Source organism: Bradyrhizobium sp. AZCC 1577 (genome assembly GCF_036924575.1).
Classification (GTDB): domain Bacteria; phylum Pseudomonadota; class Alphaproteobacteria; order Rhizobiales; family Xanthobacteraceae; genus Bradyrhizobium.
In genome coordinates this window covers 2,144,481-2,168,261 of sequence record NZ_JAZHRQ010000001.1, presented here as the reverse complement: position 1 = coordinate 2,168,261, position 23,781 = coordinate 2,144,481, and the positions used below count along the sequence as shown (strand labels likewise).

General features: G+C 61.9%; 20 protein-coding genes and 1 tRNA gene. 8 read left to right on the top strand and 13 right to left on the bottom strand.

Annotated features, from left to right (window positions below; all coding sequences use genetic code 11):
* Positions 1 to 2: 2 nt before the first annotated feature.
* The gene (locus V1278_RS10175; RefSeq protein ID WP_334380602.1) at positions 3 to 1,433 is read right to left on the bottom strand and encodes a sensor histidine kinase; all 1,431 of its coding nucleotides are present in this window, start codon (positions 1,431 to 1,433) and stop codon (positions 3 to 5) included.
* A gap of 211 nt (positions 1,434 to 1,644) precedes the next feature.
* On the opposite strand from V1278_RS10175, the gene V1278_RS10170 reads away from it, so the two are divergent.
* Both V1278_RS10170 and V1278_RS10165 read left to right on the top strand, forming a co-directional pair.
* Complete coding sequence (locus V1278_RS10170; protein WP_334380601.1) at positions 1,645 to 3,123, top strand: sensor histidine kinase; 1,479 nt, start codon at positions 1,645 to 1,647, stop codon at positions 3,121 to 3,123.
* A complete protein-coding gene (locus tag V1278_RS10165) occupies positions 3,116 to 3,505 on the top strand; it encodes a response regulator (protein WP_334364773.1) in 390 nt (129 codons plus the stop codon). Before V1278_RS10170 ends, V1278_RS10165 begins: the two co-directional genes overlap by 8 nt.
* 26 nt (positions 3,506 to 3,531) lie before the next feature.
* On the opposite strand, the gene V1278_RS10160 is transcribed toward V1278_RS10165, so the two are convergent.
* A complete protein-coding gene (locus V1278_RS10160) occupies positions 3,532 to 4,323 on the bottom strand; it encodes an outer membrane protein (RefSeq protein WP_334364774.1) in 792 nt (263 codons plus the stop codon).
* Between the two features lie 479 nt (positions 4,324 to 4,802).
* Here V1278_RS10160 and V1278_RS10155 point away from each other — a divergent pair, with 479 nt between their 5' ends.
* Positions 4,803 to 5,927 (top strand): aminotransferase class I/II-fold pyridoxal phosphate-dependent enzyme, encoded by a 1,125-nt coding sequence (locus V1278_RS10155; RefSeq protein WP_334380600.1) that lies wholly within the window; start codon positions 4,803 to 4,805, stop codon positions 5,925 to 5,927.
* A 228-nt stretch (positions 5,928 to 6,155) separates the two neighbouring features.
* On the opposite strand, the gene V1278_RS10150 is transcribed toward V1278_RS10155, so the two are convergent.
* The 6 genes from V1278_RS10150 to chpT all read right to left on the bottom strand — a co-directional run bounded on the left by V1278_RS10150 (position 6,156) and on the right by chpT (position 12,784).
* Complete coding sequence (locus V1278_RS10150; RefSeq protein WP_334380599.1) at positions 6,156 to 7,034, bottom strand: CheR family methyltransferase; 879 nt, start codon at positions 7,032 to 7,034, stop codon at positions 6,156 to 6,158.
* Positions 7,031 to 8,197, bottom strand: coding sequence for a protein-glutamate methylesterase/protein-glutamine glutaminase (locus V1278_RS10145; RefSeq protein ID WP_334380598.1), 1,167 nt, complete (start codon positions 8,195 to 8,197; stop codon positions 7,031 to 7,033). The genes V1278_RS10150 and V1278_RS10145 overlap by 4 nt, the downstream gene beginning before the upstream one ends.
* 80 nt (positions 8,198 to 8,277) lie before the next feature.
* Positions 8,278 to 8,643: a response regulator gene (locus V1278_RS10140; protein ID WP_028347253.1), complete on the bottom strand. Its 366-nt coding sequence runs from the start codon at positions 8,641 to 8,643 to the stop codon at positions 8,278 to 8,280.
* Positions 8,644 to 8,701: 58 nt separating this feature from the next.
* Entirely contained in the window at positions 8,702 to 9,172 is a 471-nt protein-coding gene (locus V1278_RS10135; RefSeq protein ID WP_334364778.1) for a chemotaxis protein CheW, read from the bottom strand.
* 72 nt (positions 9,173 to 9,244) lie between these two features.
* Positions 9,245 to 11,944, bottom strand: coding sequence for a hybrid sensor histidine kinase/response regulator (locus V1278_RS10130; protein ID WP_334380597.1), 2,700 nt, complete (start codon positions 11,942 to 11,944; stop codon positions 9,245 to 9,247).
* Positions 11,945 to 12,136: 192 nt separating this feature from the next.
* Positions 12,137 to 12,784 (bottom strand): histidine phosphotransferase ChpT, encoded by a 648-nt coding sequence (gene chpT / locus V1278_RS10125; protein WP_334380596.1) that lies wholly within the window; start codon positions 12,782 to 12,784, stop codon positions 12,137 to 12,139.
* A gap of 150 nt (positions 12,785 to 12,934) precedes the next feature.
* Here chpT and V1278_RS10120 point away from each other — a divergent pair, with 150 nt between their 5' ends.
* Complete coding sequence (locus tag V1278_RS10120) at positions 12,935 to 13,759, top strand: 3'(2'),5'-bisphosphate nucleotidase CysQ family protein (protein WP_334380595.1); 825 nt, start codon at positions 12,935 to 12,937, stop codon at positions 13,757 to 13,759.
* A 62-nt stretch (positions 13,760 to 13,821) separates the two neighbouring features.
* Here the strand turns inward: V1278_RS10120 and V1278_RS10115 are convergent, their stop codons facing one another.
* A complete protein-coding gene (locus V1278_RS10115; protein ID WP_334380594.1) occupies positions 13,822 to 14,286 on the bottom strand; it encodes a YHS domain-containing (seleno)protein in 465 nt (154 codons plus the stop codon).
* A 263-nt stretch (positions 14,287 to 14,549) separates the two neighbouring features.
* On the opposite strand from V1278_RS10115, the gene V1278_RS10110 reads away from it, so the two are divergent.
* From V1278_RS10110 to V1278_RS10095, 4 genes are all read left to right on the top strand, one after another.
* Positions 14,550 to 15,182, top strand: coding sequence for a DUF1134 domain-containing protein (locus V1278_RS10110; protein ID WP_334364783.1), 633 nt, complete (start codon positions 14,550 to 14,552; stop codon positions 15,180 to 15,182).
* Between the two features lie 139 nt (positions 15,183 to 15,321).
* Positions 15,322 to 16,605, top strand: a complete 1,284-nt coding sequence (locus V1278_RS10105; RefSeq protein ID WP_334380593.1) for a hypothetical protein — start codon at positions 15,322 to 15,324, stop codon at positions 16,603 to 16,605.
* A gap of 116 nt (positions 16,606 to 16,721) precedes the next feature.
* Positions 16,722 to 16,796 (top strand) — tRNA-Val (locus tag V1278_RS10100).
* 878 nt (positions 16,797 to 17,674) lie between these two features.
* Positions 17,675 to 19,357, top strand: a complete 1,683-nt coding sequence (locus V1278_RS10095; RefSeq protein WP_334380592.1) for a methyl-accepting chemotaxis protein — start codon at positions 17,675 to 17,677, stop codon at positions 19,355 to 19,357.
* Here the strand turns inward: V1278_RS10095 and V1278_RS36900 are convergent.
* The 4 genes from V1278_RS36900 to V1278_RS10080 form a co-directional block, all read right to left on the bottom strand.
* Positions 19,334 to 19,702 carry a winged helix-turn-helix transcriptional regulator gene (locus tag V1278_RS36900; RefSeq protein WP_442894647.1) on the bottom strand — a complete coding sequence of 123 codons (369 nt, stop codon included), beginning with the start codon at positions 19,700 to 19,702 and terminating at the stop codon, positions 19,334 to 19,336. The genes V1278_RS10095 and V1278_RS36900 overlap by 24 nt on opposite strands.
* Before the next feature lie 192 nt (positions 19,703 to 19,894).
* Positions 19,895 to 21,379: an NADP-dependent succinate-semialdehyde dehydrogenase gene (gene gabD, locus V1278_RS10090; RefSeq protein ID WP_334380591.1), complete on the bottom strand. Its 1,485-nt coding sequence runs from the start codon at positions 21,377 to 21,379 to the stop codon at positions 19,895 to 19,897.
* 7 nt (positions 21,380 to 21,386) lie between these two features.
* Positions 21,387 to 22,940 carry a class I adenylate-forming enzyme family protein gene (locus tag V1278_RS10085; RefSeq protein WP_334380590.1) on the bottom strand — a complete coding sequence of 518 codons (1,554 nt, stop codon included), beginning with the start codon at positions 22,938 to 22,940 and terminating at the stop codon, positions 21,387 to 21,389.
* A 31-nt stretch (positions 22,941 to 22,971) separates the two neighbouring features.
* On the bottom strand, positions 22,972 to 23,724 hold the full coding sequence (locus tag V1278_RS10080; protein WP_334380589.1) for an SDR family NAD(P)-dependent oxidoreductase: 753 nt from the start codon (positions 23,722 to 23,724) through the stop codon (positions 22,972 to 22,974).
* Between the last annotated feature and the right edge of the window lie 57 nt (positions 23,725 to 23,781).

Below are 23,781 nucleotides of genomic sequence, written 5' to 3'. Positions count from 1 at the left end.
CTTTACACCGCCGATGAACTGGCGACCGCAAACGCGGGCATGATGGACGGTTCATCGGCCGGCTGCTGCTCGGTCATCCAGGCCAGCACACGTATGGTGAAGCAGGATCCTCGTCCAGGCTCGCTGGTTGCCGAGATGCCTCCGCCCATCAGCGCACAAAGCTTCTGGCTTAGCGCAAGACCGAGTCCCGTTCCGCCATACTTGCTGGATGTCGCTTGGCTCGCCTGACCAAAATTCTGGAAGAGTCTCCCGATTTCGGACTCGCTGATGCCTATTCCGGTGTCCTGAACCTGGATCTCGATCCAGTCGCCCGCCTGATGCTTGCGGCGCTGCGCCGAGAGGACGATCGTGCCCGCTTCCGTGAACTTCGCGGCATTGCTCAACAGATTGAGCGCGGCCTGTCGCAGCTTGGTCTGGTCCGTCGACACGATGCCCAGGTTGGATGGGCACCTGACGACAAGCTTGTTCTTCTTTTCGGCCACCGTCGGCTGAACCGTGGCGACAACCTCGCGAACCATGTCATTCAGATCGAACTGTTCGATCTTCAGCTCGACATGGTTGGACTCGATCTTCGACAGATCGAGAACGTCGGTCACCAACGACAGCAGATGCTTTCCTGCTGAATTGATCCGTTCGAGATCCGGCTTCTTTCGGCTGTTCTTGCCCTCGAATTCCACACCCTCGAGCAAAATCTCGCTGAATCCGATCACGGCATTCAGCGGCGTTCGAAGCTCGTGGCTCATCTTGGCCAGGAAGATCGACTTCGCGCGGTTCGCCTCATCGGCCCTGTCCTTGGCTTCGCGCAGGCGCACCGCCGTCTCCCGATGCCGTTCGGCTTCGCGCTCGAGCTCGGATCCCACGGTGATCATGTTGGCGTAGTAGATCGCCATCCACGACATGTAGATCGTGGCGGAGAGGATCGAGATCCAGCCGACCGTCGAAAGTTGTTCGTGCGACAGTAGCGTCGGAAAACCCCACAGCAGGTAGGCAAGAATGAAGCCAAGAATGTTGAACGTGAACAGGCCGACAACGAGGATTGGCCGTTCCGACAGATAGAAGAAGCCAAGCAGCAGGCTGACGATCAACCACGGCAGAAATGGCGAGCTGACGCCGCCGTAGAAGTAGGCGCCGAACAACGAGGTAAAAGCAAGCAACTCAACGGAGATCAGCGCCGATAGCTGCAGGTTGCCGCTCGTCTTGTAGACGAACGGAAGAGTCCAGAACAGCCAGATGCAAGTGATGACGGTCCAGCAGGCAACGCCCTGGTGCGGGTCGCTGAGATAGAGAAACAGACTGATGGACTGCGAAAGTGCAGGCCCGAACAGATGAGTGAATATGAAGTTCTGCGCGAGTTCCCGCTCGGAGCGCTCGAGCTTGGCCTCCGCCGGAACAAACCAATCAATAAACTTAACGACTTCTTGCCAAACGGGCATATTGAGCCCCCACTGAAGTTTTATGGCAGGCAAGCTAGCGCACCGCCTTTTAAGAATCGGTTTAGTCGGGGGTGACTGTCGATTAACGCGGTTTTAAGCGAGCTGTGAAACTGTTAGCTGCCGGAAACTGTACTTATTTTTACTTGCAAAGTCGCAAGGGCAACGGATCGGAATATCGGAACACTAACTCGCAGGAAGCGGGCCCAATTTCATGAACGCCAAGTTTGCAACGGCACTTGCTGCCCTCGACAATCTGGTCAATTACTTCATTCCGCCTAGCATCGCCTCCGACCGCGATACGAGAAACCGTGCTCACGTGTTTCTTGTCAGTCACATCCTGGGTCCGTTCATCGGAAACGTCGTCCCGATTTCGATCTATCTGCTAGATCCTGCGCCCGGATATGACGTGGCGGTGTTGGCGGCGTCGATCACGTTGTTCTGGGTATTTCCGTTCATTCTGCGCGCCGGCGCGCCCTACGACACGCTTGCGCTCGTCTCGATCGAGAACCTGATCTTCTGCATTCTCTGGAGCTGCTTCTTCTATGGCGGCGTGACCTCCCCCACGCTTGCCTGGGTACTCGTCATACCGTTACTGGCATTTTTCTATCTGGGCTCGTCGAGCAAGCTGCGCCTGATCGTAATGATCATGTTCGTTGCCAACGTGGCGGTATTCACCTTCTTCTACTCGCGTGGGTTCGAAATCAACAGCAAGCTGCCGGTTGCTGCGATGCAGGGGCTTGGTCTCGTCTCGACGACGGCGGCGTCGATCTATGTGGCGATGATGGCGCTCTATTATGCGAAGATCCAGGCCTCGCAGGGCGAGCTAGAAAGTGAGATGCGGCAGCACATGGCGACGGCATCGGCGTTGCGTGCGGCTACCGAGGAAGCCGAGCGCGCGGGAGCCGCGAAATCCGAATTTCTGGCCAAGATGAGTCACGAGCTGCGCACACCGCTCAACGCAGTGATCGGCTACAGCCAGATGCTGCTCGAAGACGCCGAGATAGAAGGCGACAGGGAGGGCATCGCTGACCTGACCAAGATACACACGGCCGGACAGCACCTGCTGAAGCTCGTCAACGAGGTGCTCGATCTTTCCAAGATCGAAGCAGGAAAAATGGAGCTGCATCTGGAAGAAATAGATTTCAGCGAATTGCTTCGGTATGTTGCCGAGCGGGCGAGGACCGCAGTTGAGGCAAACGGAAGCGAGTTCGCATGTTCGATCTCCCCCGATCTGGGGACCGCGCTCTGCGATGCTGGAAGGTTTCGCAATTTGGTTGGGCAGCTGACTGATAACGCAGCGAAATTCACCCACAACGGTAGGGTAGAAATCGCCGCGCGACGCCTCAAGAGCGTGGCGGGCGATCAACTCATCGTTGACGTCATCGATACGGGAATCGGTATCGCATCGGATCAAATGCCGAATCTCTTCGAGAAATTCACTGTCGCCGACGACTCCAGCACCAGCAAGTATGGCGGTACGGGACTTGGATTGGCGCTCAGCCAAAGGCTCTGCAAGTTGATGGGCGGCCGGATCTCCGTGGAAAGCGAACCCGGAAAGGGCAGCCGCTTCACCATCCGAATGCCACTCGTCGAAGGTCGGCGGAAAACCGACCGCTACGCCGCGGCCACGCTCGTTCCCGACGTCACCGATACTGCTCTGCCTGCTCCCGCCGGAATTGCCAATGCATAGAATTCTGCTTGTTGAAGACAATGAGATGAACAGGGACATGCTTACGCGCCGTCTCGAGCGCAACGGCTTTTCTGTCTGCTCCGCTTGCGACGGTCCGACGGGCGTGGATATGGCAGCGAGCGAATTGCCCGATCTGATCCTGATGGATGTAGCGCTCGGCGAAATGGACGGTTGGGAAGCAACACAGCGGATCAAGGCCAATCCGGCAACATCGGCCATTCCCATCATTGCACTGACAGCCCATGCGCTTGCCAGCGATCGCGACAAGAGCGTCGAAGTCGGATGCTCCGATTTTGATACGAAGCCTGTCGACATGCAGCGGCTGCTCGGCAAGATGCGGTCGCATCTGCCTTCGGTCGCTCGCGAGAGTCCGGCGGCCTAGGCCCACGCCGTCGAACTTCAGCGCGGTCAGTATTTCGCGACCACGGGGCCACCAAACCTGTAGTTCACGCGGGCCGTGACGAGATCAACATCCTGACGGGTGGCAACCGTGCCGGCGTAAGCACCAGCCGGGCTGGTAAAGTCAAACGTACGATCCTGCATGAACAGATGATCGTACTCCACACCGACCGACCAGTTCGAAGCGAAGCCGAATTCGAGGCCGACGCCTACCGCGGCTCCCCATCGCGTGTCGTTCGCAGCGCCGAGAACGATGCCGGTCGCATTGTCGGTGTAGCGGAAGCGGCTATCGGTGACGGCGCCGCCGCCCTTGACGTAAAACAGTGTATTTTCGACGGCCCAGCCGATCTGGCCGGTGAACAGGCCGAACGCTTCGATCCGTGACCGGTTGGTCGTGGCAGGGAACGGCGGGCTGATCTTGCTGCCGTTGAGGTCAGCCCAGTTACCCTGCGCTTCCAGACCAAAGACTGCGGCGCCTGCCTGCCAGCGATAGCCGATCTGGCCGCCGGCTACGGCGCCTGTCGCATCGTGGCAGCCTTCGGGGCCGAGCAGCGCAGGGGGTACCGGCGTGGGCGGAACAAGATCCCAGCAGTTGCGACTCGAGCCCCAGCCGCCGTTCGCGCCGATATAAAAGCCGGTCCATGAGAATACCGGAACAGGCGGGATGGGCGGGGCCGCCTTCACAGGCAGTCGCAAATCCGCAGCGAATGCGGGCGCGGAAAGCGCACAGACAACCATCGCTGCCGCCGCGACCCGGCTTGAAATTTTGTGGAATGGCTGGCCTTTCAGGACGCCGATCATGAATTCCTCGCTTGCTCCGGATGGGCCTTGAAACGTGAAAGACACATTGCGCCATCTATGGTTAACGCCGCCTTTACGCGCGCGGGCGCCCAAGACCCCCGCGGCCCTTCCTGGCGTCCGCCATGACTTTCTGTGCAGCTCTTAAGGTACAGAAAACCAAACACAAATTTCGCCGGAAAAGGCCGGAAAACTTCCCAATATCCAACCAGGAATTAATCTCGTCCCGGGCATACAGAATAACCAAAAAATGCGAGTTCGGGATGGCTTCAAACGATTCATACACCGGTATTGCGCCGGCCGTCTTGACGGGCAGCATGAGGGACTTCCGCGTCCCCGGTGGGGCAGACCTTTTGGGACGCACCGAAGGTTTCTTCCGCTGGCAGGATCTGCGCCGGCATCACGGCCTCTGGCCCTTCTCTCGTGCCACGGAGGACGGTCCCAAGACCGTTTGCTCTGCTCAGGACGACCGGGGCAACAGGATGCTCGGCGTAAACTTTGCTTCGCAGGACTATCTCAGCCTGGCATCGCATCCGGCCATCAAGGCAACGGCGATCGAGACTATCGAGCGCTGTGGGGTACATAGCGCTGGCTCTCCTGCGCTTGTCGGCAACACTTCGTACTCGGTAGCGCTCGAGCGCAAGATCGCCGAATTCCTGGCGATGGACCACGTCGTGTTGTACCCGACAGGTTGGGCCGCGGGCTTCGGCGTCGTGAAGGGCCTCGTCAGGTCGGCCGACCATATCGTGATGGACATGCTGGCACACTCCTGCCTGCAGGAGGGCGCTCACGCCGCAAGCACCAACCTTCATCTGTTCCGGCACCTCGACAACGAATATTGCCGGAACATCCTCGCGAAAATCCGAGCCAAGGACAAAGAGAACGGAATCCTCGTGATCACGGAGGGATTGTTCTCGATGGACTCTGACACCCCCGATCTCGCTGTCCTGCAAGCTCTCTGCCACGAATTCAATGCGACTCTTGTCGTCGACGTCGCACATGATCTTGGCTGCTTGGGCGAGGACGGCCGCGGCCACATCGGCTTGCAGAACATGCTCGGCAAGGTCGACATAGTGATGGGGAGCTTTTCCAAGACGTTTGCGTCAAACGGCGGGTTCGTCGCCTGCAAGAGCCGAGCGGTGCAGGAATATCTACGCTTTTACAGCGCCCCTGCCACTTTCTCCAATGCCCTTTCGCCGGCGCAGGCCGCGACGATCCTGAAGGCATTCGAGATCGTCGCTTCCGCCGAAGGGCACGCGCTACGGCGCAAGATGCTCGCCAACGTCCTGTCGCTTCGTCGCGAGTTGAAGCAGGCCGGCCTCGACTATTATGGCGACCCATCCGCGATCGTTTGCGTCAAAATGGGTTCGGAAGGCCTTGCACGTCTTGTTTCAAGACGCCTTATCGAACTCGGATTGGTCGCCAACCTAGTGGAATTTCCCGCCGTTCCCAAGGGCGCGGCCCGAATTCGCATGCAGGTGATGGCCAATCACTCCGAGGAAAACATCGCCTACGCTGTGCGAATACTGGCCACTGCAAAGGCGGAAGCGGAACTGGAACTCGATGAGCTGCGGCGGATCAAACCCGTAAAGGGCGTCGCAGCTTGATGCCGCGGCCCCCTGTCGAATGGCGAGTACGCCGTCACTCGCGCTGAGAAGATCGAAGTACTGTTTGCACACCTGAAGATCCTCCGCCTCGACCGGCTGAGGCTGAGAGGCCCCTACGGAGGGGCTCTACCCGCGAAATCCAATGACAACCGGAGCGCGCCGAGCGACCCCTCACCCGGCGCTACGCGCCGACCTCTCCCCGCGAAGAGCGGGGCGAGGTAAAGAAGATCAGCCCGCCGCGGCAACCGCCCGCAGGGTTTGCGGCACCAGGGTCGACGCCCCCACCCGTATCACCGGTGCGATGTTCGGACGATAAAGTCCGCGTCGCTCCGGATAGGGCTTGAAGCTGTTGGTGATGCCGACCACGGATTCGGCAGCGCCCAGCGCCAGCACGCCATCGGGCTCCAGCATCCGGGAGAGCCGCTCGAAGATGTTAAACTTGGTATTCTGATCGAAATAGATCAGCACGTTGCGGCAGAAAATGACGTCGAACACGCCGAGATGGGAGAAGTCCTGCAGCAAATTGAGCTGACGGTGCTGCACCATGCCGCGGATCTCGGCATTGATCTGCCAGAGTTCGCCGTTCTGGGTGAAATACTTCACCAGCAACCCAATCGGCAATCCGCGCTGCACCTCGAACTGGCTGAAGATACCGGCCTTCGATTTTTCCAGCACCGCCTGCGACAGGTCGGTCGCGACGATCTCGGTACGCCAACCGGACAGCAGGGGTCCCGCCTCCTTCAGGCACATCGCGATCGAATACGGTTCCTGCCCGGTGGACGAAGCCGCGCACCAGATGCGCAACGACCGGCGGGCCGCGCGCGCCTGCACCAGCGCCGGAATGACCCCTTCCCGCAAATGATCGAACGGAATCTTGTCGCGGAAGAAAAACGTCTCGTTGGTGGTCATCGCCTCGACCACCTCTGCCGTCAGCGTGTTGGCCCCGCCCTTCATCTTCTCGACGAGTTGGGAAATGCCCGGCAGGCTGGACTTGCGGGCCAACGGCAGCAGCCGGCTTTCGACCAGATATTGCTTGTCGGCCGAAAGATCGAGCCCGGAGCGCTCTTTCAGAAGCTTACGCAGATACTCATAGTCTGAAGGCGTCACGAACGATCTCCCGAAAACAACCGAACCAGTTTTGGCGCGATCTGATTGAGCGGCAGAACCGCCGCGCAAATACCTGCATTGGCGGCCGCGCCCGGCATGCCCCACACCACGCTGGTCGCTTCGTCCTGGGCAATCACGCTGCCGCCGGCGGCGACGATCTCCTTGCCGCCACGCATGCCGTCGGAGCCCATGCCGGTCAGAATCACCGACATGATGCCGCCCTGCCAGACGTCGATGGCGGAGTTGAACAGCGGGTCCACCGCAGGCTTGCAGAAATTCACCGGCGGCCCGTCGTCGAGCGCGATCGTGGCGTCCGCGCCATGGCGCACGACGCGCATGTGGCGGCCGCCCGGCGCAAGATAGATCCGGCCGGGCTTGACGATCTCGCCGTCAACGGCCTCATGCGCCGTCCGGCGGCTCGCACGTGCCAGATGCTCGGCGAGAATTGTGGTGAAGGTTGGCGGCATGTGCTGGGTGATCAGCACCGGAAAACGATCGATCACCGGGCCGATGTCGGCGACCAGCGCCATCAGCGCCTGCGGGCCGCCGGTCGACGAGCCGATCAGAAGCACACGCGGCGCCAGCATGCTGAAGGGCCGGCGCGCCAGTGGCAGTTGCGCAACCGGTGCGGCGACCGGATGAACGGATACCTCGCGCACCCGCTCGGCTGGTGCCGGAGCCGGGCTCGCGCCCGGCGACGCACGGCGGCGGGCCCTGGCGCCCAGATGGCGAATCTTCTGGATCAGATCGTGGTGGAACGTCTCGGCAGCGGTGGCCTCGCGCGTGCTCTCCGGCTTTGGAATGTAGTCGGCGGCGCCGAGCGAGAGCGCCTTGAAGCTGATCTCCGCATTGCGGCGGGTCAACGTCGACGCCATGATGATGACGAGGTCGCGCTTTTTCGCAAGCAGCTGGGGCAGCGCCGAAATGCCGTCGAGCTCCGGCATTTCGATATCGAGCACGGCGACATCGGGTTTGATGCGATCGATCTGGTTGACGGCGTCGAGGCCGGTGCGCAGGGAGGCGGAGACCTCCATGTCCGGCTCGGCGCCGATCCAGCGCGAGATCATCCCGCGGATCACCACGGAGTCGTCGACCACCATCACGCGCAGCTTGTCTTGCCTTGTCGAGATTGGCGGCGGAGACTTCGTTAACGCAACACTCATTACTTCACCCGACCCAACTCAAGCGGCACACTTGCAAAACCAACGCCGATGGCCGTCGAGCCGCCGGGATCACATAGAGATCAGATCAAGCCGACTTCCTGGAACTTCGCGGTGACGATGTCCTTGTCGAACGGCTTCATGATGTACTCGTTGGCGCCGGCATGCAGCGCACGCGCAATGTGTGCGACGTCGTTTTCGGTAGTGCAGAACACCACCTTGGGCGCGTCCCCGCCGGGCATGCGGCGCAGATTGCCGAGGAATTCGTAGCCGTCCATGACCGGCATGTTCCAGTCGAGCAGAACCGCCTCGGGCATCGCGCGCTTGCAGACTTCAAGCGCCTTCTCGCCGTCCTCGGCCTCGACGATCTGAAAGTCGAGACCTTCGAGGATACGTCGCGCGACCTTTCGGATGACGCTCGAGTCATCAACGACCAGACATGTTTTCATTTTAGGCCTCCACTTACATCAATTCCCAAGAGGGATGTTTCCGTACCGGGTTGGATTTTCATGCCGCCATCAGGTCAGGCATGATTTCGAGAACGCGATCGACGTCGAGGACGACCATGAGCTGGCCGTCGAGGCGGTGCACGCCGCCGGCGAGCTTGGCGAAGCGGGGGTCGAGGTTGACGGGGTTTTCCTCGCGGCCATTGTCGGGCAGCCGCAGCACCTCGCCGATCTGGTCGATCAACAGGCCGTAGGACTCGCCGCGCAAGTCGACGCCGACCGCCATCGGCGGCTTGCCGTCGTCGTTCTTCGGCAAGCCGAGCCGGGCGCGCATGTCGACCACGGTGACGATGCGGCCGCGCAGGTTGAGCACGCCGGCGATCTCGGCGGAGGACAGCGGCACCCGCGTCAGCCGTTCCGGCATGAACACGTCCTGGACGCGGGAGATCGGCAGGCCGAACAATTGCCCGCCGATCACGGCGGTGACGTATTCGGCCACGGTGCCCTCGATGGTCTCGGTCTTGGTTGTCATGGTCTGTTACCGTTCTCTCGTTTTGAGCATGATCATTTCGGAAAACCGGTTCCCACTTTTCCGGATCATGCTCTAGGCCGCGCGCCGGGTCTCGGCGGTCTGTTCCTTCAGCGCCGCGATCAGGCCGGGGCGGTCGAACTTGGCGACGTAGTCGTGGAAGCCGGCCTGCCGGCCGCGCTCGATCGCCGCCGGCGACACCAGCGAGGACAGCGCGATGATCGGCAGCGTGCCCAGATTGTTGTCGGCGCGGATGACTTCCGCGAACTCGAAGCCGTTCATGTCGGGCATCTCGATGTCGGTCAGCACCACGTCGAAGGTCTGGCCCGAGCGCAGCGCCGAGAGCCCCTCCTGGGCGTTGACGGCGACCCGCACCTTGTAGCCGGCGGCTTTCAAGACCGGCGCCAGCATGTTGCGGAAGAAGGCGGAGTCGTCGACCAGCAGCACCGATTGCGCGGTCGAGGAGGCCCGCATCTCCTTGCGCGAGAACCAGTCGGCAAACGCCATCGGCAGGAAGTGGCCGACGTCGATCACCTCGGTGGCCTGGCCCTTGATCACGGCGGAACCCAGAATGCCGTCCTGCTGGCCGGCGACCTCGATGTGCAGCCGCTCCTCGACGATGTCGATGATCTCGTCGACCACGAGCCCCATCGAGCGGCCGTCGTCGGCGAACACCAGGATCGGCTGCGAGCCGGTGCTCTGGACCGTGACGCCGGCCATCTGCACCAGCGGCATGAGCTGGTCGCGGTACTGCACCATGTAGCGGCCGTTGGAGAGCTCGATCTTGTCGGTGGCGATCTCTTCCAGCCGGGTGACGAGGCCGAGCGGCACCGCCTTGGGCTGCGAGGAGCCGGCGCGGAACACGAGCAGCGAGGTGAGCTGCTCGCCGGACATGGCATGCGCCGCGGAGGCGTCGTCGGCCATCTCATGGGCCGAGGCGCCGGAGGCGCCGAGCGCCTTGGCAATGCCGTTGGGGTCGATGATCATGATCACGGCGCCATCGCCCAAAATGGTGTTGCCGGAGAACATGTCGATGTGCCGCAGCTTGGTCGACATCGGCTTGACCACGATTTCTTCGGTGTGGAACACGCCGTCGACCACGATGCCGAAGGTCTGGCTGCCGACCTGCGTCACCACGATGAAGCCGTTCTCGGGGTCGCTGGACGAGCCGTCGTCGATCTTCAGCAGCTTCTTCAGGTGCATCAGCGGCAACAGCTTGTTGCGCAACCGCAAGACCGCGGTGTCCTTGATGCGCTCGATGCGGTGTTCGGAGTTGGCGCGGGCGCGCACCAGCTCGACCACCGACAATTGCGGGATCGCAAAGCGGTCGCCGGCGGCTTCCACGATCAGGGCCGAGACGATCGCCAGGGTCAGCGGGATCTTGATGGTGACGGAAGAACCTTCGCCGGCCACGCTCTTGATGTCGATGGTGCCGCCGATCTGGTCGATATTGGTGCGCACCACGTCCATGCCCACCCCGCGGCCGGAGACCGAGGTGACGGCGGCGGCGGTGGAGAAGCCCGGCGCGAAGATGAACTTGTGGATCTGGGCTTCGGTCATCTTCTCCAGTTCGGCCTCGGTGACGAGACCGTTCTGCAGCGCTTTGGCCTTGATCCGCTCGGTGTTCAGCCCGCGGCCATTGTCCGCGATGCAGATGATGATGTGGCCGCCCTCGTGATAGGCGGAGAGCCGAATCGTGCCCTGCTCGCCCTTGCCGGCGGCGAGCCGCTCCGCCGGGGTCTCCAGGCCATGGTCGGCGGAGTTGCGCACCATGTGCGTCAACGGATCCTTGATCAAATCGAGCACCTGGCGGTCGAGCTCGGTGTCGGCGCCGTGCATCTCGAGCTCGATCTGCTTGCCGAGTTCGCCCGAGAGGTCGCGCACGATGCGCGGCAGCTTCTGCCAGGCATTGCCGATCGGCTGCATCCGCGTCTTCATGACGCCTTCCTGCAGCTCGGCGGTGACGTTGGAGAGCCGCTGCAGCGGCACCTTGAACTCGGTGTCCTCGTTGCGGCGGGAGATTTCCAGGAGCTGGTTGCGGGTCAGCACCAGCTCGGAGACCATCGTCATCAGATGTTCGAGGGTGTCGACGTTGACGCGGATCGACTGGTTGGCGATCTTGTCGGCGACCTCGCCGTCGACTTCGACGGCAGCGGCGCGCTTGGCCGGTTTTGCCTTTACTTCCTTGGCCTCCGGCGCCGGCGCAGCCTTGGCGACGGGAACCGGCGCGGCTTCGGTCGCGGTCTCGCGGAAGGCGCGCTCGAGGTCGTCGAGCGAGACTTCGCCCGGACGCAACGGGCGTTCCAGCACCTGCTCGACCAGCGTGCCCTTGGTCATCGCGGGCGGAGCCGGCGGCGCGGCGACGACGGGAGCGGGTTCAGGCTGCACCTCGGCAGGGTGACCACCTTCGGCCATCGCATGCAGCTTCTCGATCAGGTCTTCGTCGGTGCCCTCGGGCTCGGTCTCGGTGGCTTCCAGACCTGCGAGGATCTCCTTGATGCGGTCGATCGAGGACAGGATCAGCGTCACGGCTTCGGCCTTGACCGGCATGCCGTCGCGGAACTTGCCCATCAAGGTCTCGCCGGCATGGGCGAGTGCTTCCAGTCGCGGCAGGCCCAGGAAACCGCAGGTGCCCTTGATGGTGTGGACGAGGCGGAAGATGTTATCCAGAATCTTCGCGTCGCTCGGGTCCTGCTCGAACCGCACCAACTGATTGTCGACCGTATCCAGGCTCTCGCTGGTTTCGGTCAGGAACTCCCGCAACAAATCATCCATGAAACTGGCCTTCGTACGCACCGGCACGCGACATCGACGCGCCTTACGGAACAGGGCCAGCTTCTATGCAAAGCGTTTAATATTGGTTGAGCAAATGGAAAAGAACGGGATCAACAAAGAGATAAGACGGCAGAAATGAATTCTGCCGCCTGTTTTCAACCGTTGGTTAACCATGTCGGCGCTGCGCCGCGCTCAGGAAGCAGTAACGAGCACTTTTTCCCCGTCGGGCTCAAGCGTCACGCTCAGCCCGCAGGCCTGCGCCAACAGCCGCGTATAGTAAGGCTGCACCGCATGCGCGTCGACGGTCGCCGTCGAACTCGCGCTCACGAGATTGGCGATGTTCTGCGGCACGCGCGCGTTGAGGCCCGAAGACGTGACGCGAAAACCCATCGTCTCGCCGTCGCCGATCGGATCGATCGTCAGCGTGCCGCCGCGCGGGATCGTTTGCTGCGCGATGATCAGCATGTTCAACAGCAGCTTGACGCGGTTCTTCGGCAGCAACAGCCGCGGCAGATTCCAGGTGATGGCGATCTTGCCGTCCTCGATGTGGCCGCGTGCCATGGTCTGGGCATCGCCGAGATCGATCTGCGCGCCCGCCGATCCCGCAGCGCCAAACGCCAGGCGGCAGAACTGCAACCGTGCGGAGGCGGTCTTGGCGCTCTTGCGGATCAGATCGAGCGCGAAATCGCGGTCTTCGGGCTTCGGGTTGTCGTCTAGCACCTCAAGCCCATTGACGATCGCGCCAACCGGGCTGATGAGATCGTGACAGACTCGCGAACACAACAGCGCCGCAAGTTCGAGGGTATCGGGAGCCGGACCGGGAGATGAAGTGCCAGACATCATGGGTTCCTGGAAAGCCGCCGGGTCGCAAATTGCTGGCGGACCGTTACGAATCACGCGTGCTTATCGGTTTGATACACTGCGCAGCCCCGTGCTGCCAGCAGGGGGCGGCAATGGTAAGGCAGGACGAACAGCAAATGGGCCGAGCTCATGAATGAGGCACGTCCGCCCGCGCTCGATCGCGAGGCCGCAGCAGTGCTGATCGAACCGCTGACCGAGATCGTGATCCGGGCCGGCGCCGCCATCCTTGCCGTCAACCGTTCCGCCATGAAGGTCGACGGCAAGACCGACGGCTCGCCGGTAACGGAGGCCGATCTGGCGGCCGACCGAATCATCGCCGAGGGCCTTGCCCAGGTAGTGCCCGAAATACCTGCGCTCTCGGAAGAGCGCGTCCAAACGTCCGCGCTGCCCTATATGGAAAGCTTCTTCCTGATCGATCCGCTCGACGGCACCAAGGAATTCGTCGCCGGCCGCAACGAATTCACCGTCAACCTGGCGCTGGTGACCCGGAGGACGCCGCTGCTTGGCATTATCAGCGCACCTGCGCTCGGGCTGATCTGGCGCGGCATTGTCGGACGCGGCGCGGAGCGGCTGACGCTCGGCAAGGGCAAGCCGCTCGTCGAGCCTATACGTACCCGCCCCTGCCCGCCGCGCGGCCAGCCATGGACCGTGGCGGTCAGCCGCTCGCATGGCGACGCCAGGACCGAAGCCTTTATTGCCGCAAGACCGGGGGCCGTACGGTGCGAGCTTGGCTCGGCGGTCAAATTGGGCCGGGTGGCCGAAGGCTCCGTCGATATCTATCCCCGGCTGTCGCCGGTCTCGGAATGGGACGTGGCCGCGGGCCATGCCGTCGTCGCGGCCGCCGGCGGCAAGATCACGGATTCAACCGGCGCCGCCCTGCAATTTGGCACGGGACGGACGGGCTTCATCGTTCCCGAATTCATCGCCTGGGGCGATCCGAAGGCGACGCCCTGAACGCGGGGCCTGTAACCCGGGCGAGCGCAGCGACCGCGGGAACAGTGCCGGCCAAATGGAAGCTACTGCGCCAGCCCTCGCTCGAGCGCCGGCCAACGTGCGGTGGCTTCCTCGACGAAACGCGCCGGTTCGGCGGCGAACGCATCGCGGTTGTCCTCGCGGCCGAACAAATAGAGCCGCTGGCCCGCAACCACCCAAAAGCGCGGGTTGCCTGCATAGGTAACCCCTCGCCCCAGGTCGACCGGATCATAGCCGCCGAACTGAGGCCCGTAGATATCCGGATGCGCGACGAAAGAAGCGCGATTGCCCTCGTTGCGGAAACGCCAGACGGCGCCGGCTTCGCGAGCCTCGAAATCGGGTAAGCCCTCGATGGCCATGGATTCCGTAAAGTAGGCGACGGGATCGAAGCCTCCGATGGCGAGTCCGGAATAGCGGTTCACCACCACCCGCTCGGTGGTCGCGGCGCGCGCGGCGAAATCAAGGCTGGCTGCGCAAAAAAAACTTGCCAATAAGGCAAAAGCGGCCATTTGGGGGCGCGAACCGTATCTTTCCTGCCGTTGTGCCGTCATTGTCTGAATTGATACCAATTGAACCGTTGATTTTCCTTGGCCGATGGCAGGAAGCCTGAAACGGTGGACTTATGCCGTTATATCGAAGCCAAAATGCCGTTGTGCCGTCATAGTTGGTGCCGATAACATGCGAGTCGAGGGGACACTGGGCGCAACCTAGAGCCATGCTTGTTGGCGTCAGGTTAAGGCGGCGGCCAGAATTCGATGCCAGGGGTTCTTTCATGACGTTTGCTTCACGCCTTGCCGCGGTGACGTTCGCCGCGCTGATGTGCTGGACCGTGCCAGCTTCTGCGCAGCAGCCGCCGCCGGGAGGGCCTTATCCGCCCCCACCGGGCGGACCTTACCCGCCACCACAGCGGCAGCCGGGTCCCGAGACTTTCGGGCCCGAGGAGTTGGTGTCGGCCGGGCACAAGTTCTTCGGCAACGTCTCGCGCGGCCTCGCTTCGGTCATCGAACGGGCGGTGAGCCAATGGGGCTTGCCCAATGGCTATGTGCTCGGCGAGGAAGGCTCCGGCGCTTTTGTGGCGGGCCTGCGCTACGGCGAAGGCACGCTCTACACCAAGAATGCCGGCGACTTGCGTGTCTACTGGCAGGGGCCGTCGGTCGGCTTCGACTGGGGCGGCGACGGCGCGCGCACCATGACGCTGGTCTACAACCTGCCCGCCACCAACGCGATCTATCAGCGCTTCGTCGGCATCGACGGCTCCGCCTATATCGTCGGTGGCTTCGGCATGACCGCGCTGACCGCCAACAACATCGTGCTGGTGCCGATCCGTTCCGGCATCGGCTTAAGGCTCGGCGCCAATGTCGGGTATCTCAAATATACTCCACGGGCGACCTGGAACCCATTCTAAGCCCAGCTTCAAGCACAGACGCCAAGTCTCCCCGGATCTCCCCGGGTGGATTCAGGTTAACGCGGCATCGGGCTGGCGCAGGGTCGGGCTGGCGTGGCAATGTGATTAACGATTCCTTGTCTGTGTGGAGTAACCATCCATGATCGAGCCGATCATGTATCTGGCGATCGGTTTTCTGGTCTCGATGTTGTTCGGCCTGATGATCGTGCCGCTGGTGCATAACCGCGCGGTGCGGCTGACGACCCGGCGGCTGGAGGCGGCGACGCCGCTGTCGATGGCCGAAATCCAGGCCGACAAGGATCAGTTGCGCGCGGAATTCGCCATGTCGGCGCGGCGGCTCGAAATGAGCGTCGAGCAGCTCAAGAACAAGACCACCAGCCAACTCGCCGAACTCGGCAAGAAGAGCGATGCGATCAATCGCTTGAAGATCGAGCTCGGCGAAAAGAACGCCACGATCTTTGCGCTCGAAGCGCGCGAGAAGGCGATGAAGGAGCAGCTACGCGCCACCGAAGAGGAATTCGCGGCCAAGACCGAGCTGTTGCGCAACGCCGAGCAGGCGCTGACCGACAAGCAGGCCGAACTCGCCAGGATCAATCACGAATTGAACGACCGTTCGATGATGGCGGACAGCCGCCAAGTCGAGCTGGTCACGGTGCGCACGCAGATCGAGGAACTGAAGAGCCGCGTCGGCGACGCCGAGAAGGAATTTTCGGCAACCCAGACCCGCCTCGCGCAGGAGCGCGCCGAGTCCGAGCATGCGACGCGCGAATTGACGGAAGCGCGCAGCCGTGTCGAAAATTTGAGCCAGCGCGTCACCGATCTCGACCGGCAATTGATCGTCCAGGTCAAGGAAGCCGAGATGCTCGGCAACCGCGTCAACGACCTCGAAGCGCGGCTGGCCACGCAAGGCAAGATCCTGGCTGAGCGCGAATACGAGAACAATCAGCTCCGGCAGGCGAACGAAAACGCCGAACGCACCGCGCGCGAACTGCGCGAGGAGATCGCAGGCATGAGCGGCGGCAAGTCGCCGACCGTGGAAAAATTGCGCACCGAGAAGGCGGCTCTGGAAGAGCAGCTTCGCATCGCCCGCGACGAGCGCGCCAAACTGCAGCGCGACATCAACGCGATCCAGCAGCAGGCCGAAAGCTCCTGGGCGACCGAGCGGATGGAAAACGCGCTGCTCCGCGAGCGCATCAACGACATCGCGGCCGAAGTTGCAAAACTCGCGATGCAGCTCGAGGGACCGAATTCGGCGATCGAGGCCATGCTGGCCGCGGAACCGGCCGTCCCGAAAGTGCCTGCCAAACCCGCCAACGACGTCGCCGGTGCCGCCCCCGCGATGGCGGAAGGCGGCGGGACGCTGGCCGAGCGCATCCGCGCGCTGCAGTCGCACGCTTCGCGGGCCCGCCAGCAGGGGGCGTAATTCCCCGTCCCCGCGCGAAAACGCGAGGTCACGGCCCGACTGATCGCTTGACACTATGGGCCCGTCCTTCGTAAATCGCGGGCTCTGACGGGGCTCATCGTTCGCCCATATTTCCCGGACGCATAGCTCAGCGGGAGAGCGTTCCCTTCACACGGGAGAGGTCCAAGGTTCGATCCCTTGTGCGTCCACCATCAAGCCTTTGAAATCAATGATTTAGGGAACTGAATCCCTGGAGGTGTGCCCCAAAAAAGCTGGGGCACAATTGGGGCACCTCGCTCTGGCACGTTTGACGAAAATCGCTTTGCCATCGCTACCCTCAACCGGTGCCGCCGCGACCCCGACGCCGATCAAGAGACCTAGCTGATCCATTACGACGACATCCGCGTCGGCAGCATCGTAAAGCGATAAGGATCAATGCAGCTGGAGAGTTCGCTTCTTTTCGGCATCGCATCGCGGGTTGCCTTCACCGCCGACGCGCGTTGCGCGCCATAATGAGATCGGCGGTCGAAGGGATCCGCTGCACAACGCCATCGATTTGATAGGTTCAAATCGGGGACCCGCAACCACCTCAAATTGCTCTTCGAGGCAGCGACTTAGAGCCAACGTCAAAAGCTCCAATCTCGCAGATGGCGCTCCCTACGGAATCGAAGCCCTGTTTCAGCCTTAAGAGGGCCAAATAATAGCTCCGCCACCGTTCGCCCACGTCCAATGATTTCAATAGGTTGAATGTCCACGATCCAGTATTGTTCGCCGACGTACACCCTCGTATATTCGACGGATGTTCGACGTGTAACGATGCGCCAAGCGATATGCCGACCGCCGCGTGACCTTCGATGCGATGTTTTCTCTGGCAGGCTTCGTCATAGCGACGGTACGGCATCAACGCGCTGAAATTGCAGTTTCTGCAGCAAAACAGCTCGTCGGCGGATCTTTGCCCAAACGTTAGGGCCCGTTTCGGAAGGGAATGTCGGCTTGATCGCGCGATCCCGTTGGCGCGAGCGGCATTAAAGGCATTTTAAGCAGAGTAGTTCATTAATGCAAGCCACCTTGGTTGAACGAGAGGGTGGCTATGCGCAGAAGTTTGAAGATTTCCACTAGGCTGATCGTGATCACTGCAGCTTCTGTTGCCGGCATTGTCGCGGTGGCCTGGTTCAGTTTGTCCGCGCTCCGAACCAACTTGGTTGAGGACAGGAAGTCCAAATTAGAAGACGTAGTACGCCTCACGATCAGGGCTCTGGAACAGGATCGCCAAACGTCGCTCAAGGCGGGATTGTCGGATGAAGAGACGCTCGTTCGCAGCAAGGAGTTCCTGAGAGCGCTAAGATTCGGCAAGGACGACTACCTGTTCGCGCTCGACATGCGCGGGCAGGTGGCGGTGCATCCGAACCCGAAGGTCGAGGGCACCAACCTGATGGCTGTTGCCGACCCTGACGGCGTACTGTTTACCAAGCGTCTGGTCGAATTTGCGAACGAAGGCCCGGGCCATGGCTTCGTGGACTATCGCTACCCGCGCGCGAGCGGTCAGGAGCCTTTGCCCAAGATATCGTACTCGGCCGGATACAAGCCCTACGGGTGGGCTATCGGCGCAGGTGCCTATCTGGACGACATCGACGAAATCTTCCACATGCAGCTTTGGCGAACCGGAGCATTGATCGGAATTGCGCTCCTTCTGACCTTGGCCCTGTCGTTCTTCATGGGAAGAGGTATCGTGAATTCGTTGCGGGTGATGACCCGCTCAATGAATCAACTGGCAGAAGGCGACCTTTCCGCGGCGGTGCCAGCTGAGGGAACCGACGAAATCGGCGCCATGGCAAAATCGGTACGCGTCTTCAAGGACTCCATGATCGAAGCTGACAATCTTCGTAGAGAGCAGGACACCCTGAGATCGCGAGCTGAAGAGGATCGCGTGGAGTTGCTGAACCGGGTTGCGGACGAGTTCGACGCCGCAGTGGACTCCTCGCTGCTCACCGTTGCGGAGGCCATCCGCGGCTTGGGGGCGACCTCTCAGAGCATGACGGCCATCGTGGAAGCAGCCAGCGGTCAGACCGTGACGGTCGCAGGCGTGGCTCAACAGGCTTCTCTGGCCATCGAGTCCGTCGCGGCTTCCACCAACGCGCTTTCTGCTTCCGTCTCGGAGATCGGAAAACAGGCCACGCGCTCGGCAACGATCTCCGCAAATGCGGTGGAAGAGGCCAATCGGACGAGTATGACCATCAACGGCCTGTCCGTGGCGGCGCAGAACATCGGCGACGTCGTCAAGCTGATCAGCGAGATCGCGAGCCAGACCAATCTCTTGGCTCTGAATGCCACGATAGAAGCAGCCAGGGCCGGCGAGGCCGGCAAAGGTTTCGCGGTCGTCGCAACCGAGGTGAAGACTTTGGCAACCCAGACCGCGAGGGCTACCGAACAGATTTCCGCGCAGGTCGCCACGATGCAGAGCGCAACCGTCGAGGCCGTGCACGCGATAAACGGGGTAAGTCTGACCATCGGCTCGATCAGCGAGATCGCAACGGCCATTGCCGCTGCCGTCGAGGAGCAGGAGTCCGCAACCGCCGAGATCGCACGTAACGTCCGGGAAGTGTCGACCGGTACCGCTCAGCTCTCGGAGAACATCCAAGGCGTCAACAAGTCGGTCGAAGATACTGCCGTCGCCGCCGACGAGGTTTCGAGATCGGCAACGAGGCTTGGCGACCAGTCTAGGGACCTTCGTTCGAGCATCGATCTGCTGCTATCCAAGGTCAGAGCGGCTTAGGCGGGAGTTACTGATTTCCGCCGAGGTTCTCGCTTCTCCAACACCACGCGGGCACGCTTTCGCCCTTGCGGACCCCACCGCAGCACTCTCAAGCATGCTGCGTCCGACGTCAGTCAGCTCGTACTTGACGGACGGTGGAATGGTTAGCGCTCTTCTTTCGGCGACGGCTCCCTCTTGCTCCAGCTTCCGCAGCGTTTGGGACAGCGCATGTTGTGGTAAGCCAACGACCTCGCGTCTCAATCTGCTGAGGCGCTTGGGACCTTCGCGCAGTTTCAGGAGCACGATCGCGCTCCAGCAACGGCTTGTCAGAGACCGGCCGGACGTCACGGCGCCGGAACCGCGCATCGCTTTCGATGAGCCTGTCTTACCTTTGGCACGAGGACTTCTGCGAGGCGTTCGCTTCTTTTCGTCCTCGGCCATCTATTGCAGTCTCAAGACGGGAGCCAGGGCCGAACTGCCGCGGAGGATGCCTCTCAGAGGGAAAGTCGACATGTGCTGCATTGACGACTTCCTTATTCGGATGGCCGTCCAGGGTCCTTAGACTCCTCCGAGACAGAGATATTTGACCTCGAGATAATCCTCGATACCGTATTTCGAGCCTTCGCGCCCGTTACCGCTCTCCTTCATGCCGCCGAACGGCGCGACTTCGCTGGAGATGATACCTTCGTTGATGCCGACGATCCCGTACTCGAGCGCCTCCGCGACGCGGAAGATGCGTCCGATGTCGCGACCGTAGAAGTAGGCCGCGAGACCGAATTCGGTTTCGTTGGCGAGCTTGATCACCTCCTGCTCGGTACTGAAGCGAAAGATCGGCGCGACCGGCCCGAAAGTCTCCTCCTTGAAGATCAGCATGTCCGGCTTGGCGTCTGCCAGCACCGTCGGCTGGTAAAAGGAGTGTCCGAGCGCATGGCGCTGTCCGCCGGTCACGACCCGCGCGCCCTTCCCCACGGCATCGGCGATATGCTCCTCGACCTTCTCGACGGCCTCCGTGTTGATCAGGGGTCCGATGGTGATATCCGGCCCGAAGCCGTCACCGACCCTCATTGCGTTCACGGCCTCGGTGAGCTGGGCTACGAAGGCGTCATAGACGTTGTCCTGCGCGAACAGGCGGTTGGCGCAGACGCAGGTTTGGCCGGCATTGCGATATTTGGAGGCCATGGCCCCCCTCACGGCGGCTTCGATGTCGGCGTCGTCGAAGACGATGAACGGCGCATTGCCGCCGAGCTCCATCGACGTGCGTTTGACGGTGGCTGCCGCCTGCGCCATCAGCTTCTTGCCGATCTCGGTCGAGCCGGTGAACGTGACCTTGCGTACCGTCGGATTTGAGGTCATCTCGCCGCCGATCGCGCTGGCTGCCCCCGTTACGACCGACAGGACGCCCTTGGGGACCCCTGCACGTTCGGCTAGCACGGCGAGCGCCAACGCCGAAAGCGGCGTCTGGCTTGCCGGCTTGACGACCATCGTGCAGCCCGCCGCCAGTGCGGGACCGGCCTTGCGGGTGATCATGGCTGCGGGGAAGTTCCAGGGCGTGATCGCAGCGCAGACGCCGATCGGTTGCTTCAGCACGATGATGCGGCGATCGGCGGTGAAACCCGGAATGGTGTCGCCGTAGACTCGTTTTCCCTCCTCTGCGAACCACTCGATGAAGGAAGCGGCATAGGCGATCTCGCCGCGGCTCTCCGCCAGCGGCTTGCCCTGCTCCGCAGTCATGATGATTGCGAGGTCTTCCTGATTGGCCATCATCAGGTCGAACCATTTCCGCAGGATCGCGGCACGCTCCTTGGCCGTCTTCGCACGCCAGGATGGCCCTGCCTCATCAGCGGCGGCGATAGCACGACGGGTCTCCGCGGCTCCCATGTTCGGGACCGTCGTGAGTGTGGCGCCGCTCGCTGGGTTGGTGACCGTCAGCGTAGCGCCGCTATCGGCTCCGACCCACGCACCGTCGATAAGGCAGGCGCTGCGCAGCAACGACGGGTCTTTGAGCTCGGGCGCGGTGCTTGCGATCTTCACGTTCACAGTCATTGGAAACTTATCCTGCAGATTTGGACTCGGAAGCGGCCCGCAGCTTGAACCGCATGATCTTGCCCGAGCCCGTTCGGGGAATCTCTTCGATGAAGGACACGCTTTCGGGAACCTTGTAGGACGACAGGTGCTTGCGGCAGTGCGCGAGGATCGCTTCGCTGTCCGGCGAGGCCACGCGGCTCACTACGAAGAGAGCCGGAACTTCGCCCAGATGCTGATGCGGCACTCCGACAACGGCGCAATCGACAACGTGCTCGTGACCACTGACGATCTCCTCGATCTCGGCTGGAGCGATGTTCTGCCCGCCGCGGATGATCAGTTCCTTGAGCCTGCCCGTGATGGTGAGGAAGCCGTTCTCGTCGCTCTTGGCGAGATCTCCCGTGTGGTACCAACCGTCGCGCAAGGCTGCCGCGGTCTCGTCCGGCTTGTTGTGATAGCCGAGCATCACGTTCGGCCCGCGGACGATCAACTCGCCCTCGGAACCTAGTGCGACGTCCTTTCCGGGCTGGTCGACGATGCGGACACTGAGGCCAGGCACCGGCAAACCGCAGGAGCCTAGGACGCGGCCGCCGGTCGGCCAGTTCATCGTCACCATGGTGGACGTCTCGGTGATGCCGTACCCGTCCAGCAGCTTGATGCCGAACTTCGACTCGAATTCCCGATTGAGCGGCGCCGGCATGATGGCGCCGGCGGAGAGAGCGAGCCGTATCGCACCGAGCTTCACTCTATCTTCGCACTTGGTCGCTTCGAGCAGATAGTGAAACATCGTCGGCACGCCCGGAAACAGCGTGAACTTGCCGGTCGACAGCAACCGCAGCGCATCGCTGGTGGAGAACCGCTCCATGATGTATTCGCTCGCGCCGGCCGCGAGGACGCCAAGCACGGAGAGATTCAATGCGTACGAATGAAACAACGGCAGCGGCGAAAGAAGCGTGTCGGTGTCCGACAGCATTGCAATGGGCGCCCAACACGATGCAGTGACCCACAGCATGCTGTGCGTAGATAGCAGCACGCCCTTGGCGCGACCGGTGGTTCCGGACGTATAGATGATGAACGCCGGCTCATGCATCGTGAGAGAGTCCCGCGGAACCGAGATTGCCTTTTTCGAAACCAGATCTTCGAACCGGTGTCCCTTCCCCTTCGTTTGGCCGCGCTCGATCAGAACGATGCTGTCGAGACCCGGACATTGTTGCCGGATCGACCCGATGAAGTCGGACCGCTCGTCGGTGGTGATCACCATCGTGCACGCGGCATCCTGCAACCGGTAGACGACTTCGCCCTCCGTCGCATCGTAGCTGATTGGGACGCTGACAGCCCCGGCCCTGGCGATGGCGAAGCAAGCTTCAACCCATCGTACGCAGTTGGGCAGGAAGATCGCGATCCGGTCGCCGGCGCGGACACCCAGGTCGGCGAAATGGCCGGCCAGGTTCGTCGTCCGGTTCGCGAGTTCGCCGTAGGTGACCTTTGCTCCGGCGTCCTCGAAGGCAATCTTGCTTCCACGCTCTCCCGCATGCCGCTGGATCAACACCGAGATCGGCGCAATCAGGTCTGTCTGCAGCATGTTCTCCTCCGCTCTGCCCGGTTTACCTGTCTCAGACCATGCTGAAGCCGCCGCTGATGCTGATCACCTGACCGGTGATCCAGCTCCCATGCGGCGATGCCAGCATCGTCACCATCGGCGCGATGTCCTGCGGTTGGCCCAAGCGGCGCAGGGGATAGAACTTCGTCAGCTTGTCGCGGTTGGCGTCGACCCAAGCCCGATCATGCGCGGTCTCGATGAGACCGAGCGAGATCGTGTTGGCGGTGGTCCCGAAACGGCCGAACTCGCGTGCCAGAGACTTCATCAGGCCGATCACGCCTGCGCGTGCCGCCGCGACGATGGCGAGCCCGGACTCGCCGACGCGGGACGAGTCGCCGACCATCGCGATGATCCGGCCGTCGCCGCTCTTTTCGAGATACGGAGCCGCCGCCTTCGAAACATGGATCGCACCGTAGAGGCAGATGTTGATCTGCTTCTCCCACTCCTCCTTCTTGGTCTCGGTGAAGCGGTTGCGTAACGCCACGCCGGCATTGTTCACGACGATGTTGAGGCCGCCGAAGTCCTTGGCGATGCTCTCGACCATCTTCGTCACGGCTTCGTAGTCCGCGACGTCGGCCTGATAGGCGATCGCCTTACCGCCTGCCTTTTCGATCTCGGCAACGACGGCGGCAGCCTCGTCCTTCGAGCCCCGATAGTTCACGGCAACTGACGCGCCTTCCGCAGCGAGGCTGAACGCGATCTCGCGACCGACGTCCCTTGCCGCACCGGTGACGAGCGCGACCTTTCCCTTGAGTTTCATGTCCATAAGTCTGTTCCTTGCTTTGCTTCGTTTCTGATCGGACAAAGAGGGCCGTCCATGGGA

Bases quoted from the DNA above. Each gene is read 5' to 3' on its own strand.
- V1278_RS10175 (WP_334380602.1), bottom strand. From the start codon at position 1,433: ATGCCCGTTTGGCAAGAAGTCGTTAAGTTTATTGATTGGTTTGTTCCG.
- V1278_RS10170 (WP_334380601.1), top strand. From the start codon at position 1,645: ATGAACGCCAAGTTTGCAACGGCACTTGCTGCCCTCGACAATCTGGTC.
- V1278_RS10165 (WP_334364773.1), top strand. From the start codon at position 3,116: ATGCATAGAATTCTGCTTGTTGAAGACAATGAGATGAACAGGGACATG.
- V1278_RS10160 (WP_334364774.1), bottom strand. From the start codon at position 4,323: ATGATCGGCGTCCTGAAAGGCCAGCCATTCCACAAAATTTCAAGCCGG.
- V1278_RS10155 (WP_334380600.1), top strand. From the start codon at position 4,803: ATGCTCGGCGTAAACTTTGCTTCGCAGGACTATCTCAGCCTGGCATCG.
- V1278_RS10145 (WP_334380598.1), bottom strand. From the start codon at position 8,197: ATGAGTGTTGCGTTAACGAAGTCTCCGCCGCCAATCTCGACAAGGCAA.
- V1278_RS10140 (WP_028347253.1), bottom strand. From the start codon at position 8,643: ATGAAAACATGTCTGGTCGTTGATGACTCGAGCGTCATCCGAAAGGTC.
- V1278_RS10135 (WP_334364778.1), bottom strand. From the start codon at position 9,172: ATGACAACCAAGACCGAGACCATCGAGGGCACCGTGGCCGAATACGTC.
- V1278_RS10130 (WP_334380597.1), bottom strand. From the start codon at position 11,944: ATGGATGATTTGTTGCGGGAGTTCCTGACCGAAACCAGCGAGAGCCTG.
- chpT (WP_334380596.1), bottom strand. From the start codon at position 12,784: ATGTCTGGCACTTCATCTCCCGGTCCGGCTCCCGATACCCTCGAACTT.
- V1278_RS10120 (WP_334380595.1), top strand. From the start codon at position 12,935: ATGAATGAGGCACGTCCGCCCGCGCTCGATCGCGAGGCCGCAGCAGTG.
- V1278_RS10115 (WP_334380594.1), bottom strand. From the start codon at position 14,286: ATGGCCGCTTTTGCCTTATTGGCAAGTTTTTTTTGCGCAGCCAGCCTT.
- V1278_RS10110 (WP_334364783.1), top strand. From the start codon at position 14,550: ATGACGTTTGCTTCACGCCTTGCCGCGGTGACGTTCGCCGCGCTGATG.
- V1278_RS10105 (WP_334380593.1), top strand. From the start codon at position 15,322: ATGATCGAGCCGATCATGTATCTGGCGATCGGTTTTCTGGTCTCGATG.
- V1278_RS10095 (WP_334380592.1), top strand. From the start codon at position 17,675: ATGCGCAGAAGTTTGAAGATTTCCACTAGGCTGATCGTGATCACTGCA.
- V1278_RS36900 (WP_442894647.1), bottom strand. From the start codon at position 19,702: ATGCGCGGTTCCGGCGCCGTGACGTCCGGCCGGTCTCTGACAAGCCGT.
- gabD (WP_334380591.1), bottom strand. From the start codon at position 21,379: ATGACTGTGAACGTGAAGATCGCAAGCACCGCGCCCGAGCTCAAAGAC.
- V1278_RS10085 (WP_334380590.1), bottom strand. From the start codon at position 22,940: ATGCTGCAGACAGACCTGATTGCGCCGATCTCGGTGTTGATCCAGCGG.
- V1278_RS10080 (WP_334380589.1), bottom strand. From the start codon at position 23,724: ATGGACATGAAACTCAAGGGAAAGGTCGCGCTCGTCACCGGTGCGGCA.